This is a genomic window from Sulfitobacter brevis, assembly GCF_900112755.1.
In the GTDB taxonomy this organism is placed as follows: domain Bacteria; phylum Pseudomonadota; class Alphaproteobacteria; order Rhodobacterales; family Rhodobacteraceae; genus Sulfitobacter; species Sulfitobacter brevis.
Map to the genome: position 1 here is coordinate 228,644 of NZ_FOMW01000002.1, position 16,924 is coordinate 245,567.

Sequence of the window (16,924 nt, forward strand, 5' to 3'; positions counted from 1 at the left end):
GTTATTTTCCTCGAATGGTCGCAGCGACCGGATAGGCCGACAAAAAGCGGGCGCGCAGGATCAAGACCCAAAGCACCACCGCCAGCGCCTGATGCGCCAACGCGATATGTACGGGTGCCGCGTAAAGCACCGTGGTAATGCCGAGCACCACCTGCAAGGCCAGCGCCGCAAAGACCGCATTAAACGCAAACCTCGTCTGTGGATGCGCCGAACGCCGGCCGCGCAGCCAGACGACGACCCCGAAGATCGCCAGCAGATAGCCTGTCATCCGGTGCATGAATTGCACCAGTCCGGGGTTTTCAAAGAAGTTGCGCCAGCCCGGGGTGATACTGAAGGCATCGGGCGGAAAGAATTGCCCCTGCATCAACGGCCAATCCACAAAATAGCGCCCTGCGTCGATCCCCGCGACCAGCGCCCCAAGCAAAATTTGAATGAAGGCCAGATGCAGCATCCCCGTGGCCAGCCCGTAGTGCTTGCGCTCTTTGGCGCGGCGGGCCTGCATCAGGTCGCGCTCGGGTCGGCCCAGCAGCAGCACATACCACGTGATGAACCCCAAGATCACAAAGGCCAGCCCCAGATGGGTCGCCAGACGGTAGCTCGCCACATCGGTGGTCGCCTCGCCCGTGGTCACGCCCGAGGCGACCATCCACCAGCCGATTGCCCCCTGCGCGCCGCCAAGTGCGCCGACAAACACCAATCGCCCGCTCCACCCTGTCGGAATCTGGCGGCGCAGCAGGAACCACAAGAACCCTAGCGCCCAGACAAGGCCGATCACGCGGCCCAACTGGCGATGGCCCCATTCCCACCAATAGATCTTTTTGAAATCGGAAAGCTGCATCCAGTCGTTCTGGATCTGGAATTCGTCAATTGCTTGGTATTTGGCGAACTCTTCTTCCCAATCGGCCTCGTTCAGCGGCGGCATCGCGCCGGTAAAGGGCCGCCATTCGGTTATCGACAGGCCGGAATCCGTCAGCCGTGTGGCTCCGCCGACGGCGATCATCACAAAGACCAGCGCAAAAAGGATCATCAGCCAGACACGGATCGGGCCACGCGCGCCGCCTCGGCCGCGATCAATTGCGCCCGGTTGCGCGACAGGCCGCGTGGCCTGCGCCCCGCCAACATCTTCGAACAATTTGCGTTTTTCCGCCATGGCGCACCCCGATTGCTGAATTGCCCTGATAGGTAGGACAACATGCGGGCAAGGTCTAGGATGAAAGCCCGGCCTCAAACGTCGTGGAATATACGGGTGGGTCCGGCGGTCGGCTGCGCCTTAGTCGCGTTCTTTCCAGCGGACCATCTGGCGCATCATGCCATGGAACGTCTGCACGTCGGCTCGGGTCAGCGGCATCCGCGACCACATATTGCGCAGATTGACCTTCATCGAGGCGATCTTGTGGTCGGGATAAAAGAACCCCGCCGTCTCCAACCGCTCTTCGAAATGCTGCGACAGATGCTCAACCTCTTGGCCGCTGGCCCATTCGGTGCCTGCCATGCCAACGGTCTGGGCCTTCACATCACCTTGGGCGCGGCGCCATTCATAGCCGACCAGCAACACACATTGCGCAAGGTTTAGCGAAGGAAACTCGGGGTTCACCGGCACCGAGATCAGCGCATTGGCGCGGGAGATGTCGTCATTCTCCAGGCCCGCACGTTCGGGACCAAAAAGCACCGCGACCCGCTGGCCACTGGCGATTTTTTCGGCGGCGGCGGCCATTGCCGCCTCGGGGCTGAATACCGGTTTGGTCAGATCGCGATTGCGCGCCGTGGTGGCAAAGACAAAATCGGTGCGGCCCAGCGCTTCGGGCAGATCGCTATAAAGCCGTGCTTCATCCAGCAGACGCCCCGCGCCCGAAGCCATGGCGACCGCCGCCGGATTGGGCCAGCCATCGCGCGGCGCCACGACTGCCATATGATCAAGCCCGAAATTCCACATCGCCCGCGCGGCGGCACCAATGTTCTCGCCCATTTGCGGGCGCACCAGCACAAAGGCCGGAATCGTCGGGGGGGTGATAGCATCTGTCATGGCCGCGTCTTAGCCCTGCGGGGACCACATCGCAAGAACGCGCCTGCTTGCTGTTCCTACACCTGCACTTGATCCCCGCCCTACCCGCGCAATGACATTTCCTTTTCTTTTGCCATAGGATAGTCACGCTGCGACACCGCGATTAACCAAGGACCGCCAGATGGACACCCCCGAACAGCCTCAGATCTATCTGATCACCCCGCCCGAGCTTGAGCTCAGCACGTTCCTCGCCCAGCTTGGCGCGGTACTGGATGCCCATCCCGTTGCTTGTGTGCGCCTCGCGCTCTCGACCCGTGACGAAGACCGACTGGCGCGGGCCGCCGATGCGCTGCGCGAAATCACCCATGCCCGCGACGTGGCGCTGGTGATCGAAGAGCACCTGTTGCTGGTTGAGCGACTGGGCCTTGACGGCGTGCATCTGGCCGATGGCGCGCGCACCGTGCGCTATGCCCGCAAGGAGCTTGGCGCAGACGCGATTATCGGCAGTTTTTGCGCGACCTCGCGCCATGAAGGCATGGCCGCAGGCGAGGCCGGTGCGGATTACGTCGCCTTTGGGCCCGTCAATGCAGGCACGCTGGGCGATGGCAGCACCGCCGAGGACGACCTCTTCCAGTGGTGGTCCGAAGTGATTGAAGTGCCTGTCGTTGCCGAAGGCGGCTTGGACGTCGACACAATGCGCCGTCTTGCCCCTTTCACCGACTTCTTTGGCATCGGGGATGAGATCTGGCGGCAGGATGATCCCGCCGCCGGCCTCAAGGAACTGATTGCCGCAATGGCCCAGCGCTGAGTTATAAAGTTAACCCTGATAGGGGCTTACAGGAAAACCCGCTCGACGACCCAGTAAGCCCCTATCAATGCGATTATCAGGGATCCGGTGATCGACACGGCGCGGAATAGCACTTCGCGTTCTTGGATCATGATCTCGTCCCCCTGCAGCTTTGACGCCCGCGCTGCTTGCAGCGCCAGCCAGATCAAGACTGCGGCCACGGCAATCACTGTCAGCTGCCCGAACTCGACGCCCACGTTAAAGCCGATCAGCGCCGGAAGGAATTGCCCCTCGGGCAGACCGAACTCTCCCAGCACCGAGGCAAAGCCCAGCCCGTGCAACAGCCCAAACCCGAAGACCACCAAGGGCCGCCAGCGGCTGAGGCCGGAAGAATAGATGTTTTCCACCGCGACAAAGACGATCGAGGCTGCAATCAGCGGCTCGACGATGGCCGCAGGCACGGTCACCCAGCCCATCGCGCCCAGCGCCAGTGTTACGGTATGCGCCAGCGTAAAGGCCGAAACCTGCCAGAGCAGCGGCCGCAGATGGGTCGAGAGCAAAAACAGCCCCAGCACAAACAGGATATGATCCAGCCCCTTGGGTAGGATGTGGTCAAAGCCAATGGGAATGTAGGTAACGAAAGCTTGCAGGGTGCTTTGTTGCCCACCGCCGCCCAGCGCGATTGCCTCGCTGGTCTGACCGCCATCCAGATAACCGGTAAAAGGTTCCTCCACCCCTTGCTGGCGCAGCACCATCGCGCCTGCACCATCGGGCCATCGCACAATCACTTGGCTGGCCCCTTGGGCGACATCCCCCGCCAGACGCCATTCTGCCACACGGGGCGATTCGATGTTCACATCGCGCGGCACCGCTACCGAGATGCTCTGCAATGGCACGGGCGTGCCATCGACCTCGATCAGCGGCAGGGTGTTCCAGCCTTTCAGCAGGCCGGGGGCACGGGCTTCGATCTCTTCGGCGGACAATTCGCGCAGCGCGTCATAATCCTCCGCATTCTCGGCATTATTGGTATCCGCGATCTCGTCCAAGTCGATGCCAGAAAGAAACGCCTCCAGATTGATCCGCAACACCAGCTCGGCCTTGCCGTCCGCAACCGTCAGATCGCCGATGGTCGGCTGCACCTCATGCGCTTGTGATGCCACCGCGAGCACACTTGACAAAGACGCCCATAAGGCCAGTCTTCTAAGGGTACCAATGAAAGTCTTTGTCATGTCTCTGTCCCGTTGTTTATTCTTTATCGGCCTGACGTTGCCGCTTACGCCAGCCTTCGCGCATGAATACTGGATCGCGCCGCATGCCTATCAAGTGGCACCCGGCGCGGCAATTCAAGCTGACTTTCGCAACGGGCAGGAATTTGAAGGCGTGAGCCTCGCGTATTTCAGTAATTCATCGGCACGCTATGAAGCTTTCTTTGATAATCATGTCGCTAAAATTACGCCCCGCTTGGGCGACTCACCGGCCTTCCAGATGAACGCGCCCGATGGTGAGGGCCTGCTCTCGGTGATCTACGAGACCACTGCATCGACAGTCACGTACAAGGAGTGGGAGAAGTTTCTCGCCTTCGCCAAACACAAGGATTTTCCGCAGGCCGAGCAGCAGCATATCGATGAGGGCTGGCGGCAGGAGAATTTCAAGGAAACCTATACCCGCCACACCAAGGCTCTGATCGCTGTAGGTGGTGGCAAAGGCGCGGACGCTGCACGCGGGATGGAGACCGAGTTCGTTGCGTTGACCAACCCCTATACGGATGACCTGTCATCGGGGATGAAGGTAGCACTCTCCTATCAGAACCAGCCGCGTGCCAATGCGCAGGTCGAGGTGTTTGACCGCGCCCCTGATGAAACCGTGAGCATCACCCTGCACCGGACTGACGCGGAAGGCATTGCAACCATCCCCGTTACAGCAGGCCATGAGTATCTGTTTGACGGTGTTGTACTTCGCAAGGCCGAAAAGGACGCCCGCGATCCTGCCGCTCCGGTTTGGGAGACGCTCTGGGCTGCACTGACCTTCAAGGTGCCCGAGTAACTTCTGGCAGTTTCTTGAGCCTCGGCAAAACGCCGGACGGCAATCTGCGGTCCGGCGTCTTGCACAGCACGGGGTGACGCGGCTAGATGCCGCCCATGAAAACACCTGTGACCCCAGACATCCTGTGTATCGGTTCCGTCCTATGGGATGTGATCGGTCGATCCGAAAACGCCATGCGCCAAGGCTCGGACATGCCGGGGCGGATTACCCGCCTGCCGGGCGGGGTTGCGCTGAACATCGGCATGGCGCTGGCGCGCTTTGGCCTGTCGCCCGCACTGCTCAGCGCTGTGGGCCGCGACGCCGAGGGCGACGAGTTGATCGCCGCCTGCACGGTGCGCGGGTTGGCGACCGATTATATCTACCGCTCCGATGATCTGCCCACCGACCGTTACATGGCTGTCGAGGGTGCCAACGGGTTGATCGCCGCCATCGCAGACGCCCATTCGCTGGAAGCTGCTGGTGACAAAATCCTGCGCCCGCTGTCCGATGGCACCCTGCCTGCGCCCTTCACCGGCGCTGTGGCGCTTGACGGCAACCTGACGCTGGACCTGCTGGCACAGATCGCCCGCGATCCGCTGCTGGCCCAAGCCGATCTGCGTGTCGCCCCCGCCTCTCCGGGTAAAGCGCAAAGGCTCAATCCCTTCCTTCAGGCGGGGCGGGGCACGCTCTACGTTAACCTCGAAGAAGCGGGCATCCTGTGCCAGACGGGTTTCGACAGCTCGGTGCAGGCGGCAGCAGGTCTGTTGGCCCGTGGCGCGTTGCGGGTTGTGGTCACGGATGGCGGCAACCCTGCCACCGTAGGCAGTGCCGAAAGCTCCGTCACCCAGTCCCCCCCCCCAGTGCACGTCGCCCGCGTCACCGGCGCTGGCGATACTTTCATGGCCGCCCACATCGCATCCGAGCTGCGTGGCGCCACCCCCGATGCCGCCCTGACCGACGCCCTTGAGGCCGCCGCCCTTTATGTTTCCGGAGAGACCAAGATATGACAACCCTGCCCCTCAGCTTTAGCCGCGAAGTTCAACAGGCCCGCGATGCGCGCACCCCTATCGTGGCGCTGGAGAGCACGATCATCACCCACGGCATGCCCTACCCCCAAAACCTGGAGGTCGCGCGGCAGGTCGAAGACGACTTGCGCGCAGCGGGCGCTACTCCCGCCACCATCGCCGTGATCAATGGCACGCTGCACATCGGTCTTGAGCCGGAGCAGTTGGAAACGCTGGCGCAGGCCAAAGGCGTGGCTAAGCTCAGCCGCGCCGATATGGCGGTCTGCATCGCGACGGGCGGCACCGGTGCCACCACGGTCGCGGCGACTATGATTGCAGCACATCAGGCGGGGATCGCGGTGTTCGCCACGGGCGGTATCGGCGGCGTGCACAAGGGCGCCGAGGACAGCTTTGATATCTCGGCCGATCTGATGGAACTTGCCCAAACCCCCGTCACGGTCGTCGCTGCCGGGGCCAAAGCCATCCTTGATGTCGCCAAGACCCTCGAAGTGCTGGAAACTCAAGGTGTGCCGGTGATCACCTACGGCCAAGACAGCTTTCCCGCGTTCTGGAGCGCCAGTTCGCCATTGAAATCACCGCTGCGGCTCGACGATGCCGACGCGATCGCCCGCGCCCACCTGACCCGCGCCGCCCTTGGCTTGCCCGGCGGCCAGCTGGTCGCCAACCCGATCCCTGCGGCCGATGAAATCGCGGCGGCGGAACTTGCCCCGATCATCGCCCAAGCGCAGGGCGACGCTGACGCGGCTGGTATTCGCGGCAAGGCCGTCACCCCCTATCTGCTGCAGCGCATCTACGAGCTGACCAATGGCCGCTCCCTGACCGCCAATATCGCACTGGTACGCAACAACGCCCGCCTCGCGGCGCAGATCGCCACGTCCATGCAAGCTTTGACCCGCTAACGTATCCGCGCTGATCTGCTCCCCGCAGATCGGCGCTGCGCCCGCCCCCTGGGTGCCGCGCACCTGTTGCGCGGGGATAATGCTGCCCAAACGGGCTTTTTGTCCCGTCAACGCCAGCTAATCCACCGCACAGACGTTGATTCCCACGCCCTGCCATTGTCGTCATGCCCCAGACGCACTAGCTATGCCTCTGATCCCGTTGCGAGTTACCCGCCCCAAATGAACACACCGTTTGACCCCGAGCCCCCACAGCCCCAGCCGCGACGCAGCATCGTCGCGCGGCTTCGGGCGTCCTTTCTGACCGGTCTGGTGGTCATCGCCCCTGTGGGTCTGACGATCTGGCTGATCTGGTCGGTAATCGGCTGGATTGACGGCTGGACGCTGCCACTGGTCCCCCAAGCTTACCACCCAGACCGGCTGATCCAGGACTTCTTCGGGCTTGACCGTTCGGTGCAATTCAATGTGCGCGGCTTTGGCGTAATCATCTTCTTGGTGTTCACTGTGATCATCGGCTGGATGGCAAAAGGCTGGATCGGTCGCTCTTTCATCCGCTTCGGTGAAAGTCTGGTTGAGCGTACACCCGTGGTGCGCACCATTTATTCGGGAATCAAGCAAATCTCGGAAACCATTTTCGCCCAGTCCGAGCGCAGCTTCGAAACCGCTTGCCTGATCGAATACCCGCGCCGCGGTATCTGGGCGCTCGGATTTATCTCGACCACTGCCAAGGGCGAGATTGCCGCGAAATCAGACCCGTCCGGCGAGATGATCAGCGTCTTTGTTCCGACCACGCCAAACCCGACTTCGGGGTTCTTGTTGTTCTTTCCGCGCAAGGATGTGATCGAGCTTGATATGACAGTCGAAGACGCCGCCAAGCTGGTGATATCGGCAGGGCTGGTCTATCCCCCCAAACGCCCGCTCACATCGGACGACCAGAGCGTTACGGACCTGCTAGACAAAGTCGATACCGTGGAACAGGAACGCAGAACGAGCCTGACAGATCGTTAAAAGCCGACGGGCAATGGCGGGCTACCCGAACATATCCGGCAGGTCTACCGAACTGCGTTTGCCGATATCGGCGCGATGATCCTTCAAGAAAGTTTCTGCCGCCGCAAAGCCTGCGTCTTTCAACGCGCTGATTACAGCGACATTTGGCACCAACTTGGTCGCGGCGGACAGCTTGCCCATCAGATCATCATCGGCCACCATATGTACCCGCACGCGGCTCATCCGGCCATCCGGCACGGTGCCGTCATCCAGCATTCGCTGCACAAATTCGATGGCCCGTAATTCCCTAAGCAGGCTGGAATTAAAGCTAATTTCATTGATCCGGTTTTGAATCTCCTGCGCCGTTTTCGGAATGCCCTCCCGCTCCAGCGGGTTGATGTTCACCACCACGATATCATCAGGCAATTCCGGCGTAAAAAATGGAAACAAGGCCGGATTGCCCGTATAGCCGCCATCCCAGAACGCCTCGCGGCGGCCGGTTTGCACATCGTCAATCTCAATCGCTTTGAACAGGTTTGGCAGACAGGCAGAGGCCAGCAAGACATCCGGCGTTAACTCCGCGCCCGAAAACACCCGCACCTTGCCGTTGCGCACCCGCGTGGCGCAGATAAACAATTGCGGCGCCACATCATTGCATACGCGACCATAGTCAAACCGTTCTACAATATCGGACAGCGGATTTTTGTAAAACGGCCCATAGGCATAGGGTGACATCAAATGTGACATCTGGTCCGCCAGACTAACAGGCCAGCTATAGGCCATCGCTTGGCTCAATGCTCCAACGCCAAAGGGCGCCATCCAATGGGTCATCCGCAGGTCACTGACGCCTGCCACCTGCTGCCAAAGCCACGTCAAATTCTCCAACGCCCCGTCGCGCCCGCCCGTCACCATCCCCGCCTTCAGCGCCGCCCCATTTAGCGCGCCCGCCGATGTTCCCGAGATGCCGCAAATCTCGATCTCGTCGTCCTGCAAAAACCGCTCCAGCACGCCCCAAGTAAACGCCCCATGGGCGCCGCCGCCTTGCAACGCCAGATTAATCCGTTTTTTCGCGGCCATGTTTGTATTCTTTCCTAAGATGAAGGGCTGTTCTTTGCGGAGCACCCCGCGCCGCGCCAAACCCTCAACGCGTCAACAGCCCAACCCGCCGAGGCTGCCGTTACGACACCCTGAAAAAAGGGCGCATTTGCAGTATTTTTCTGCAGAAGCCTCAATGCTGCTGAAGCAAAAGCCAGCGAGGGTATCGGACCCTCGCTGCGCTTTCCTTGTTGAGTGACCGTCTAGCTCGCCGTCCAGCCGCCATCGACGCTCATCGTGGTGCCGGTAATCTGGTCCGCCGCACTACTGCACAAAAACAGCGCCGATCCGGCAATCTGGTCAATCGTGGCAAAATCCTTGGACGGTTGCCGGTCCAGCAACAGATCCCGCACCACGGTGTCGCGGTCCAGATCCTTCTTTGCCATCAGATCGACAATCTGCTTTTCCACCAACGGCGTCAGCACAAAACCGGGGCAAATCGCGTTGCAGGTGATCGCCTCTTCGGCAGTTTCCAAGGCAACAGTCTTGGTCAACCCGACAACCCCGTGCTTGGCGGCGACATAAGCCGATTTGTCGCTATGAGCACGTAGCCCGTGCGCCGAAGCGATGTTGATGATCCGACCCCAGCCTGCCTTGCGCATCATCGGCAGCGCCGCGGCTGTGGTGTGAAAATTCGAGGTCAGGCAAATCGCGATGATCGCGTCCCATTTGTCTGCGGGGAAATCCTCAACCGGACAGACAAACTGGATACCTGCGTTGTTCACCAGAATGTCACAGGCCCCAGCCTCTTCGACCAGCTTGCGACAGTCCGCGCCTTTGGACATATCCGCCTGAATATAGCGCGCCTTCACGCCGGTCTTATCGGCGATCTCTTTTGCAAGTGCGTGGTCTTCTGCAGTGTCGGTGAAGGAGTTGAGCACGATATCCGCGCCAGCCTCCGCCAGCTCCCACGCGATGCCAAGCCCGATGCCGGAATTTGATCCGGTGATGACGGCGGTTTTGCCAGAAAGGTCGATGCGAAAGGCCATAAAATTCTCCTGATGTCTTGCTGCGCGGGCATCATGGCGTGCCGCACCTGCAAAGGGAACGGATGAATTGCAGTTTGCGCATCGCGATTCTGTGAAGGGCCGCCACCCTCGGGGCGCGATGGGCCGAAACCTGCCGGTGCGCTGAAAGACCCGTTCCCCCCACGGCGGCTTGCGACTATGCGGAGGGCACCCCTGCCGGCGCCAAAAAAAACGCCCGCACGAAGCGGGCGTTAAGTTATTGAGGCAGGTTTCATACAGGCAAGAAACCTATCGAGCAGTGACCCTGTTATACGCAATCTGGATCAGCAATCCAAGCTAAAAGTTTGATAACAAGGGAAAGCGCAGATATGCAAAGAGCCAATATAATAAAGGCAGAGCGGGATTGTTTCGAAAATGACCTTAGATTTTTTCCATAAAATTCGAGCAGCGGGGTCGGTTTGTTCACTGATTCTTTGCACCTCCGTCGCCAGCGCAGAACCGCAGCATGGGATATCTATGTATGGAGACCCTGTCCTACCACCAGACTTTGTGGTCCTGCCCTATGCAAACCCTGATGCACCCAAGGGCGGCAAAATCACTCTGGGCAACACCGGCGGCTTCGACAGCCTCAATCCATTCATCGCAAAAGGTACCTCTCCATGGCAGTTGCCTTTCTTCACTCACGAAAGTTTGATGGGCCGTTCTTGGGACGAACCCTTCGCACTTTACGGGCTTTTAGCCGAATCGATTGAGACAGATGCCGACCGAACCTGGGTCGAATTCACTCTGCGCCAAGAGGCCCGATTCTCTGACGGCACTCCGGTGACGGTCGCTGACGTGCTCTTTTCCTACGAACTGCTCGGCACCCAAGGGCATCCACGTTACCACGGGCTCTATTCCCAGATCGCCAAAATCGAACAGACCGGCCCGCGTTCGGTCAGGTTCGACTTTGACAGCGACAACCGCGAACTGGCGCTGCTGGCAGGGATGCGCCCGATCCTGTCGCGCGCGCAATGGGAAGGAAAAGACTTCAAAAATGCCGCCTTGGCAGAGATACCGCTCGGCACCGGCCCTTATACGGTCAGCGACTATCAGGCTGGTCGCCATGTCACGCTGACCCGCAATCCCGACTATTGGGGCACCGATGTACCGTTCCGTCGGGGAACCAGCAACTTTGACGAGGTGAAACTCGACTTCTATGGCGATGGCAATGTGCTATTCGAGGCGTTCAAAGCTGGAGAGATTTCGGCGGTGCGTGAATTTAACGCTGAAACTTGGGCCACACAGTATGACTTTCCGGCAATCACCCGCGGCGATGTGGTGAAATCCACCTTTCCGCACAAAAAGCCTTCCGGCATGACCGGATTTGCGATGAATACCCGCCGCGCGCCCTTTGACGATTGGCGCGTGCGCGATGCGCTGCTGCTGGCGTTCAATTTTGAGTATATTAACGAAACGCTGACCGGCGGCGCATTGGCGCGGATTTCGTCGTATTTTTCCAACTCCACGCTCGCCATGCAGCCCGGCGATGCGGGCGAGGATGTCCGCACCTTGTTGGCGCCGTTTCAGGATTCGCTGCTGCCCGACACGCTTGAGGGTTATCAGCTGCCGCAAAGCGATGGCACCTTGCGCAACCGTACCGGCATCCGCGCTGCGATGGCACGGCTGGAGGAAGCAGGTTTTGACGCCGCTGACGGGGTGATGCGTGATGCGCAAGGCAAAGCGCTGGAATTCTCTATTCTACTGGCCAAGGGAAACCGTGAAAACATCGCGATTGCAGAGCTTTACCAACAGGCGTTAAAGCGGCTCGGCATCGAGGTGCAGATTGAAACGGTGGATGACGCCCAATATGTCGCCCGTACGGCGAGTTTTGACTATGACGTAACCTCTTTCCGCGTCGCCCTGTCGCTGAGCCCCGGCACCGAACAGCGCTATTACTGGGGATCGGAATCCGCCACGCAGGAAGGTTCGCGCAATCTGATGGGGGTTCAGTCGCCCGCCATTGATGCGATGATCGACACGATGCTGAGCGCAAGATCGTCAGAAGAATTTACTGCCGCGACCCGCGCGTTGGACCGTGTGCTGACCTCGGGCCGCTATGTGATCCCGTTCTGGCAGTTTGATGAGGGTTTGATCGCCCATGACGCGCGGATGAAATATCCCGATACCTTGCCACTTTATGGCGACGGGCCGAATTTCATGCCCGAAGTCTGGTGGTGGGAAGCGGCGGAGTAACATTTGACAACTGGGGGTGTGCCACACGGGGGCTTTGCCCCCGGGCCCCCAAGATATTCACGGTCAAAAGGGTTATGCGAGGGAGGTGACCCAGAGGATGGTCGCGTCTTCGTCGCTGGTGGAGACGACATTGTGGCCCATCGTCGCGTCGTAATAGGCACTGTCGCCGCGGCGCATGTCCACGGGTTCATAGAATTCGGTATAAAGGCGGATGACGCCAGTCAGCACATAGAGGAACTCTTCGCCATCGTGGCGCACCCAGCCGTCAAATTCAGCCATATCGCGGGCGCGGATACGGGCGCGGTAAGGCAGCATTTGTTTAAGCCTTAGCGCGTCGCCCAGCAGTTCGTGCTCGTAGGTGGTAGTGGCCTTTGCGGTGCCCTCGCCGGATTTGGTGATCGCCATGCGGCCATTGATCTTTTCGGCGGCAGGTGGCGTGAACAACTGTGGCACGCTGATTTCCAGCCCGACTGCGAGCTTTTTAAGCGCGTCATAGGTGGGAGACATCTGGCCGTTTTCGATTTTGCTGAGCGTCGAGCGGGCCAGCCCTGCCTGCCGCGCGGCCTGTTCCAGCGTCCAGTTGCGGGCTTTGCGCAATTCACGCACCCGTGCGCCAAGATCGACGGGCGGCACGGCGTCGCTTTCGCCGCTGCTGCGGGCAATCTGGATCATGGATTTCACGCTGTCGCGGCTCATGCTAAGGGCTATAGCGACAGCTCCGGCAGCTTGCAACGGTGGCCGCGCCGCGCTAGCGACGGGGCATGGAAAATATCATGCTTCCCCCCTGTCCTGCCCCCTTCAATATGGCGCGTCATGTGTTGACCCGTGGCGCGATGACCCCGCAGAAGACCGCGCTGTCAGTGGTGGGCGCGCAGGGTGCCGAAGACTGGAGCTATGCGCAGTTGATTGCGGCGGTGCGTGGCACAGCGACGGGACTGCTGCAGCGCGGCTTGGTACCGGGTGATATCGTCTTGATGCGGTTGGGTAATACCACTGATTTCCCATTGGCCTATCTGGGAGCTTTGGCGGCGGGGCTGGTGCCTGCGCCAACGGCTGCGGCGCTTAGCGCGCCCGAGGTGGCCAAGCTCATTGAAGTGCTGGCGCCCAAGGCTGTGCTGCACGACCCTCAGGTGCCGTGCCCCGAGGGTGTCGCGACGATTGATCTGTCCGAATTGCGGATGATGCACGCGTTGGCCCCGGCGCCGTGGCACATGGGCGATCCGGATCGGTTAGGCTATGTCATTTTCACCTCCGGCACCTCGGGCAACCCGATGGCAGTAATGCATGCGCATCGTGCGATCTGGGCGCGGCAGATGATGTTTGAGGGCTGGTATGGGCTGACTGGCGAAGATCGGCTTTTGCATGCGGGCGCGTTCAACTGGACCTATACGCTGGGCACCGGATTGATGGACCCTTGGACGATGGGGGCAACCGCGCTGATCCCTGCGGTGGGCACAGCGGCGGCTGATTTGCCGGCCTTGATCGCGCAGCATAAGGCGACAATTTTTGCCGCCGCCCCGGGGGTCTACCGCCAGATGGTGAAAGACGGGAAGCACCTTGAGATGCCTGCCTTGCGCCACGGGTTGAGTGCGGGGGAAAAGTTGGCTCCCGCCACGCAGGCGCAGTGGGAACACGCCACTGGCACCCGCACTTTTGAGGCCTTTGGCATGTCGGAATGCTCGACCTTTATCTCGGGCGCGCCGTCGCGCCCCGCAGCGGCGGGGAGCTTGGGTGCGCCGCAGCCCGGACGCAATGTCGCGATACTGGGAGCAGCGGGGCCGGTCGCGGCGGGAACCACAGGGGTGATTGCCGTGCGCCGCGACGATCCGGGGCTGATGCTGGGCTATCTAGGCGCGCCCGAACAGACCGCCGCGCGGTTTCAGGGCGACTGGTTTTTGACCGGTGACATCGGCGTGGCTGATGCTGAAGGCTTCATCACCTATCAAGGCCGCGCCGATGATATGATGAACGCCGGAGGCTTTCGGGTCTCGCCGCTGGAGGTCGAGGCGGTAATGGGCCAAGCGCCCGGCGTGACCGGTATCGGGGTGACCGAGGTGGCGGTGAAAACGGGGGTGACGGTGATTGCCGCCTTCTACACCGCCGCCGCTGCACTGGACGCGACCGCCCTTGAACGCTATGCCCAAGACAATCTGGCGCGGTACAAACAGCCGCGCCTCTACATCCATGTGCCGGACCTGCCGCAAAGTGCCAATGGCAAGCTGCAACGCCGACGTCTCAAGGCCGCCTACGAGGAAAACAACCATGTCTGACACCATCAAGCTCGACATTATGTCGGACCCGATCTGCCCGTGGTGCTATATCGGCAAGGCCCATCTGGACCGTGCACTGGCCGACCACCCGAACCATCCGTTTGTGATTGAATGGCATCCCTTCCAGCTGAACCCCGAGATGCCGCGCGAGGGCATGGGCCGACGCGACTATCTGGAGGGCAAGTTCGGCGGCAAGGACGCTGCGGTCCGCGCCTATGCACCTGTAGTCGAGCACGCGAAAAAAGCCGGTCTGGATATTAAATTTGAAGCGATGAAGCGCACCCCCAACACGCTGGACGCTCATCGTCTGATCCATTGGGCGGGGATCGAAGGGCGCCAGACCGCTGCGGTGAGCGCGTTGTTCAAGGCTTATTTTGTCGATGCCCGCGATATTGGCGATGCCGACGTTCTGGCCGACATTGCCGATGGTATCGAAATGGACGCAGCGGTGGTCACAAGATTGCTCGCCTCGGACGTGGATGCGCAGGACATTCGCGATCGCGATGCCCATAGCCGCAAAATGGGGGTCAGCGCTGTGCCGACCTTTATCGTGGGCGGCCAGCACGCAGTGCCCGGGGCACAGCCGCCCGAGCTTTGGGCCAAGGTGATTGCTGATCTGACATCGACCGCCTGAAAGAGGCGCAGCGGAGAGGCTATGGCCCCTCCGCCACAGCCAACGCTAAAGCCTAAGGGTAGGTGCACAATAAGCTTTGCCTTGGGCGAATCACTGCCTTAGGCTGACATCACATGAGAGGCAAAAGTCTCCATCCAATAATAAAGACGAGCGGGACAATGGCAGTTAACTCAACGATATTCAGCAAGATGGTACCCCTGCAGTGCGCGGATGCACAGCAAACTGTTGCTTGGCAGGGCGCGTCGGTCAGGCACCGCGTGCTTTTGACCTATGGTGCTTTCGACGGGTTGGGCGGCGATGACACGCGGATTTTGCGCCATCTTTCAACGCTTTGCGACGAGTTAATTGTTGGGTGCAGCAGCGATCTGCTTTTGGCAGAGCGCGGTGTGATGCCCCGCCTGCCCTTTGCCACACGGTTTGCACTGCTGGAGAAATGCCGCTTCGTCGACCGCGTGATCGCTGAAACTTCGGACCACCAGAAACGCACCGATATCGTTAATTATAACGCGGCCGTTTTTGCCGTGTCGCAAGATCACAGCCCCGAATTTGACGAACTGGAAGATATTGCACAGGTACTTTACCTGCCAACAAGGCGCATTCCTGCCCCCACTTTCAGAGGCACCCTCGCTGGCGCGGTCGCCTGAATCGGAGGGCATCTGCACAATATTTCCGGCAAGTTTAAATAGATTGTTACCCTCGCAACCTTAGGTTATCCCTGACGCGACTTCGCGTCTGACCTGCCGCGGCGCCGTGACGGAGGTTTGCGTGAATACAAGATCTGATGAGCATCGTATGGGACGGATCGAATTCGTCGGGCTGGTAGCGATGATGTTCGCGACCATTGCATTCTCGATTGATGCGATGCTGCCCGCCATGCCCGAGATCGCGAATGAGCTGACCCCTGCCCTTGCCCATCGCGCCCCCTTGATCCTGACCGCATTTCTGCTCGGCATGGGGGTGGGTACGTTTCTTACCGGTCCGCTGTCAGATGCGGTAGGACGGCGGCCAGTGGTGATTGGTGGGGCCGCGATTTACATGATCTCCGCAGCTGTCGCCTGGTGGGCGGACTCGCTTGAAATGATGCTGGTGGCACGCGTGTTTCAGGGGCTTGGGGCCGCGGGCCCGCGCGTTGTGGCCGTGGCCATCATCCGTGATCTTTACGTAGGGCGCGAAATGGCCAAGATCATCTCCATCGTGATGATCATCTTTACCCTCGTGCCAGCGATAGCCCCCGCGATGGGCGCGCTTATCATCGCTTGGGTCGGCTGGCGCGGCATATTTCTGGCGTTTATCCTGTTTTCAGCGATCTCGGCGATCTGGGCCGGTCTGCGCCTGCCCGAGACTTTGGCCGAAGAAAACCGCCGCCCGTTCAAGGCCAAGCTGATGATCGCGGCTGTGATCGAAATTCTATCGCTCCGCTCGGTGCGCCTGTCGATCCTGGCACAGTCTTTGGCGATGGCGATGCTGTTTTCTACGCTGATGCTGGTTCAGCCGATCTATAGCGAGATTTACGGCCGCGCCGCGAGCTTCCCGTTCTGGTTTGGCGGTATTGCTGTGGTGGCGGGCAGTGCCAGCCTGCTGAACGCGGTTCTGGTGGTGCGCTACGGCATGCACCGGCTTGTCTCGATTGCCTTTGGCCTACAAATAGTGCTTTCCGCCGTGATACTGGGGTTCGATCTATCGATGATGGCCGGGCCTTATGGTTTTGCGGCGTTCCTCCTGTGGCAGACTTTCGTGTTCTTTCAGGCAGGGCTGACGCTGGGCAATCTGAATGCCATCGCGATGGAACCTGTCGGCCATATCGCTGGCATGGCGGCCTCGGTTGTGGGATCACTCTCCACCGTGCTGGCCGCGCTCATCGCCTCGCCCGTGGGGCTGATGTTTGATGGCACGACCCGCCCGCTCATCACCTCGGTGCTGGTCATGGCTGTTGTGGCACTTGGCATCATGCGGCTAATGACGCGCGGCATACGGGTGCCGGAAGCCGCGGAATAACCCACAGG

General features: G+C 60.5%; 16 protein-coding genes. 10 read left to right on the top strand and 6 right to left on the bottom strand.

The annotated features are described in order from the left end of the window. Position 1: 1 nt before the first annotated feature. Together ctaA and BM174_RS03635 are read right to left on the bottom strand one after the other, a co-directional pair. Positions 2-1,150: a heme A synthase gene (gene ctaA / locus BM174_RS03630; RefSeq protein ID WP_093922469.1), complete on the bottom strand. Its 1,149-nt coding sequence runs from the start codon at positions 1,148-1,150 to the stop codon at positions 2-4. 120 nt (positions 1,151-1,270) lie between these two features. Then, on the bottom strand, positions 1,271-2,023 hold the full coding sequence (locus tag BM174_RS03635) for an RNA methyltransferase (protein ID WP_093922470.1): 753 nt from the start codon (positions 2,021-2,023) through the stop codon (positions 1,271-1,273). Positions 2,024-2,183: 160 nt separating this feature from the next. On the opposite strand from BM174_RS03635, the gene BM174_RS03640 reads away from it, so the two are divergent. Then, entirely contained in the window at positions 2,184-2,810 is a 627-nt protein-coding gene (locus BM174_RS03640) for a thiamine phosphate synthase (protein ID WP_093922471.1), read from the top strand. 26 nt (positions 2,811-2,836) lie between these two features. On the opposite strand, the gene BM174_RS03645 is transcribed toward BM174_RS03640, so the two are convergent. After that, positions 2,837-4,018 carry a HupE/UreJ family protein gene (locus BM174_RS03645; RefSeq protein ID WP_093922472.1) on the bottom strand — a complete coding sequence of 394 codons (1,182 nt, stop codon included), beginning with the start codon at positions 4,016-4,018 and terminating at the stop codon, positions 2,837-2,839. Between BM174_RS03645 and BM174_RS03650 the strand changes: the two genes are divergently transcribed. The 4 genes from BM174_RS03650 to BM174_RS03665 all read left to right on the top strand — a co-directional run bounded on the left by BM174_RS03650 (position 4,017) and on the right by BM174_RS03665 (position 7,740). Continuing rightward, positions 4,017-4,832: a DUF4198 domain-containing protein gene (locus BM174_RS03650; protein ID WP_093922617.1), complete on the top strand. Its 816-nt coding sequence runs from the start codon at positions 4,017-4,019 to the stop codon at positions 4,830-4,832. The two genes, BM174_RS03645 and BM174_RS03650, sit on opposite strands and share 2 nt — an antisense overlap. A 95-nt stretch (positions 4,833-4,927) precedes the next feature. After that, entirely contained in the window at positions 4,928-5,818 is an 891-nt protein-coding gene (locus BM174_RS03655; RefSeq protein WP_177209405.1) for a PfkB family carbohydrate kinase, read from the top strand. Beyond that, complete coding sequence (locus tag BM174_RS03660) at positions 5,815-6,735, top strand: pseudouridine-5'-phosphate glycosidase (RefSeq protein WP_093922474.1); 921 nt, start codon at positions 5,815-5,817, stop codon at positions 6,733-6,735. The genes BM174_RS03655 and BM174_RS03660 overlap by 4 nt, the downstream gene beginning before the upstream one ends. A gap of 219 nt (positions 6,736-6,954) precedes the next feature. Next, positions 6,955-7,740: a DUF502 domain-containing protein gene (locus tag BM174_RS03665; RefSeq protein WP_093922475.1), complete on the top strand. Its 786-nt coding sequence runs from the start codon at positions 6,955-6,957 to the stop codon at positions 7,738-7,740. A gap of 21 nt (positions 7,741-7,761) precedes the next feature. Here the strand turns inward: BM174_RS03665 and BM174_RS03670 are convergent, their stop codons facing one another. Then, the gene (locus BM174_RS03670; protein ID WP_093922476.1) at positions 7,762-8,796 is read right to left on the bottom strand and encodes a patatin-like phospholipase family protein; all 1,035 of its coding nucleotides are present in this window, start codon (positions 8,794-8,796) and stop codon (positions 7,762-7,764) included. 221 nt (positions 8,797-9,017) lie between these two features. Then, positions 9,018-9,803, bottom strand: coding sequence for a 3-hydroxybutyrate dehydrogenase (locus BM174_RS03675; RefSeq protein ID WP_093922477.1), 786 nt, complete (start codon positions 9,801-9,803; stop codon positions 9,018-9,020). A gap of 495 nt (positions 9,804-10,298) precedes the next feature. Between BM174_RS03675 and BM174_RS03680 the strand changes: the two genes are divergently transcribed. Beyond that, a complete protein-coding gene (locus BM174_RS03680; RefSeq protein ID WP_093922478.1) occupies positions 10,299-12,017 on the top strand; it encodes an extracellular solute-binding protein in 1,719 nt (572 codons plus the stop codon). Between the two features lie 72 nt (positions 12,018-12,089). On the opposite strand, the gene BM174_RS03685 is transcribed toward BM174_RS03680, so the two are convergent. Beyond that, positions 12,090-12,713 carry a helix-turn-helix domain-containing protein gene (locus tag BM174_RS03685; protein ID WP_093922479.1) on the bottom strand — a complete coding sequence of 208 codons (624 nt, stop codon included), beginning with the start codon at positions 12,711-12,713 and terminating at the stop codon, positions 12,090-12,092. 77 nt (positions 12,714-12,790) lie between these two features. On the opposite strand from BM174_RS03685, the gene BM174_RS03690 reads away from it, so the two are divergent. The 4 genes from BM174_RS03690 to BM174_RS03705 all read left to right on the top strand — a co-directional run bounded on the left by BM174_RS03690 (position 12,791) and on the right by BM174_RS03705 (position 16,916). Then, a complete protein-coding gene (locus tag BM174_RS03690) occupies positions 12,791-14,287 on the top strand; it encodes a class I adenylate-forming enzyme family protein (protein ID WP_245766254.1) in 1,497 nt (498 codons plus the stop codon). Beyond that, positions 14,280-14,921, top strand: a complete 642-nt coding sequence (locus BM174_RS03695; protein WP_093922481.1) for a DsbA family oxidoreductase — start codon at positions 14,280-14,282, stop codon at positions 14,919-14,921. Before BM174_RS03690 ends, BM174_RS03695 begins: the two co-directional genes overlap by 8 nt. 158 nt (positions 14,922-15,079) lie before the next feature. Continuing rightward, entirely contained in the window at positions 15,080-15,565 is a 486-nt protein-coding gene (locus tag BM174_RS03700) for a nucleotidyl transferase family protein (protein ID WP_093922482.1), read from the top strand. Positions 15,566-15,713: 148 nt separating this feature from the next. Beyond that, a complete protein-coding gene (locus BM174_RS03705) occupies positions 15,714-16,916 on the top strand; it encodes a multidrug effflux MFS transporter (protein WP_093922483.1) in 1,203 nt (400 codons plus the stop codon). The last annotated feature ends 8 nt before the right edge of the window (positions 16,917-16,924 follow it).

What these genes read in the sequence shown, in the direction of transcription:
- BM174_RS03655 (WP_177209405.1), top strand. Translation starts at nt 4,928, where the DNA reads ATGAAAACACCTGTGACCCCAGACATCCTGTGTATCGGTTCCGTCCTA.
- BM174_RS03705 (WP_093922483.1), top strand. Translation starts at nt 15,714, where the DNA reads ATGGGACGGATCGAATTCGTCGGGCTGGTAGCGATGATGTTCGCGACC.
- BM174_RS03635 (WP_093922470.1), bottom strand. Translation starts at nt 2,023, where the DNA reads ATGACAGATGCTATCACCCCCCCGACGATTCCGGCCTTTGTGCTGGTG.
- BM174_RS03670 (WP_093922476.1), bottom strand. Translation starts at nt 8,796, where the DNA reads ATGGCCGCGAAAAAACGGATTAATCTGGCGTTGCAAGGCGGCGGCGCC.
- BM174_RS03640 (WP_093922471.1), top strand. Translation starts at nt 2,184, where the DNA reads ATGGACACCCCCGAACAGCCTCAGATCTATCTGATCACCCCGCCCGAG.
- BM174_RS03660 (WP_093922474.1), top strand. Translation starts at nt 5,815, where the DNA reads ATGACAACCCTGCCCCTCAGCTTTAGCCGCGAAGTTCAACAGGCCCGC.
- BM174_RS03695 (WP_093922481.1), top strand. Translation starts at nt 14,280, where the DNA reads ATGTCTGACACCATCAAGCTCGACATTATGTCGGACCCGATCTGCCCG.
- ctaA (WP_093922469.1), bottom strand. Translation starts at nt 1,150, where the DNA reads ATGGCGGAAAAACGCAAATTGTTCGAAGATGTTGGCGGGGCGCAGGCC.
- BM174_RS03680 (WP_093922478.1), top strand. Translation starts at nt 10,299, where the DNA reads ATGTATGGAGACCCTGTCCTACCACCAGACTTTGTGGTCCTGCCCTAT.
- BM174_RS03645 (WP_093922472.1), bottom strand. Translation starts at nt 4,018, where the DNA reads ATGACAAAGACTTTCATTGGTACCCTTAGAAGACTGGCCTTATGGGCG.
- BM174_RS03685 (WP_093922479.1), bottom strand. Translation starts at nt 12,713, where the DNA reads ATGAGCCGCGACAGCGTGAAATCCATGATCCAGATTGCCCGCAGCAGC.
- BM174_RS03665 (WP_093922475.1), top strand. Translation starts at nt 6,955, where the DNA reads ATGAACACACCGTTTGACCCCGAGCCCCCACAGCCCCAGCCGCGACGC.
- BM174_RS03700 (WP_093922482.1), top strand. Translation starts at nt 15,080, where the DNA reads ATGGCAGTTAACTCAACGATATTCAGCAAGATGGTACCCCTGCAGTGC.
- BM174_RS03650 (WP_093922617.1), top strand. Translation starts at nt 4,017, where the DNA reads ATGTCTCTGTCCCGTTGTTTATTCTTTATCGGCCTGACGTTGCCGCTT.
- BM174_RS03675 (WP_093922477.1), bottom strand. Translation starts at nt 9,803, where the DNA reads ATGGCCTTTCGCATCGACCTTTCTGGCAAAACCGCCGTCATCACCGGA.
- BM174_RS03690 (WP_245766254.1), top strand. Translation starts at nt 12,791, where the DNA reads ATGCTTCCCCCCTGTCCTGCCCCCTTCAATATGGCGCGTCATGTGTTG.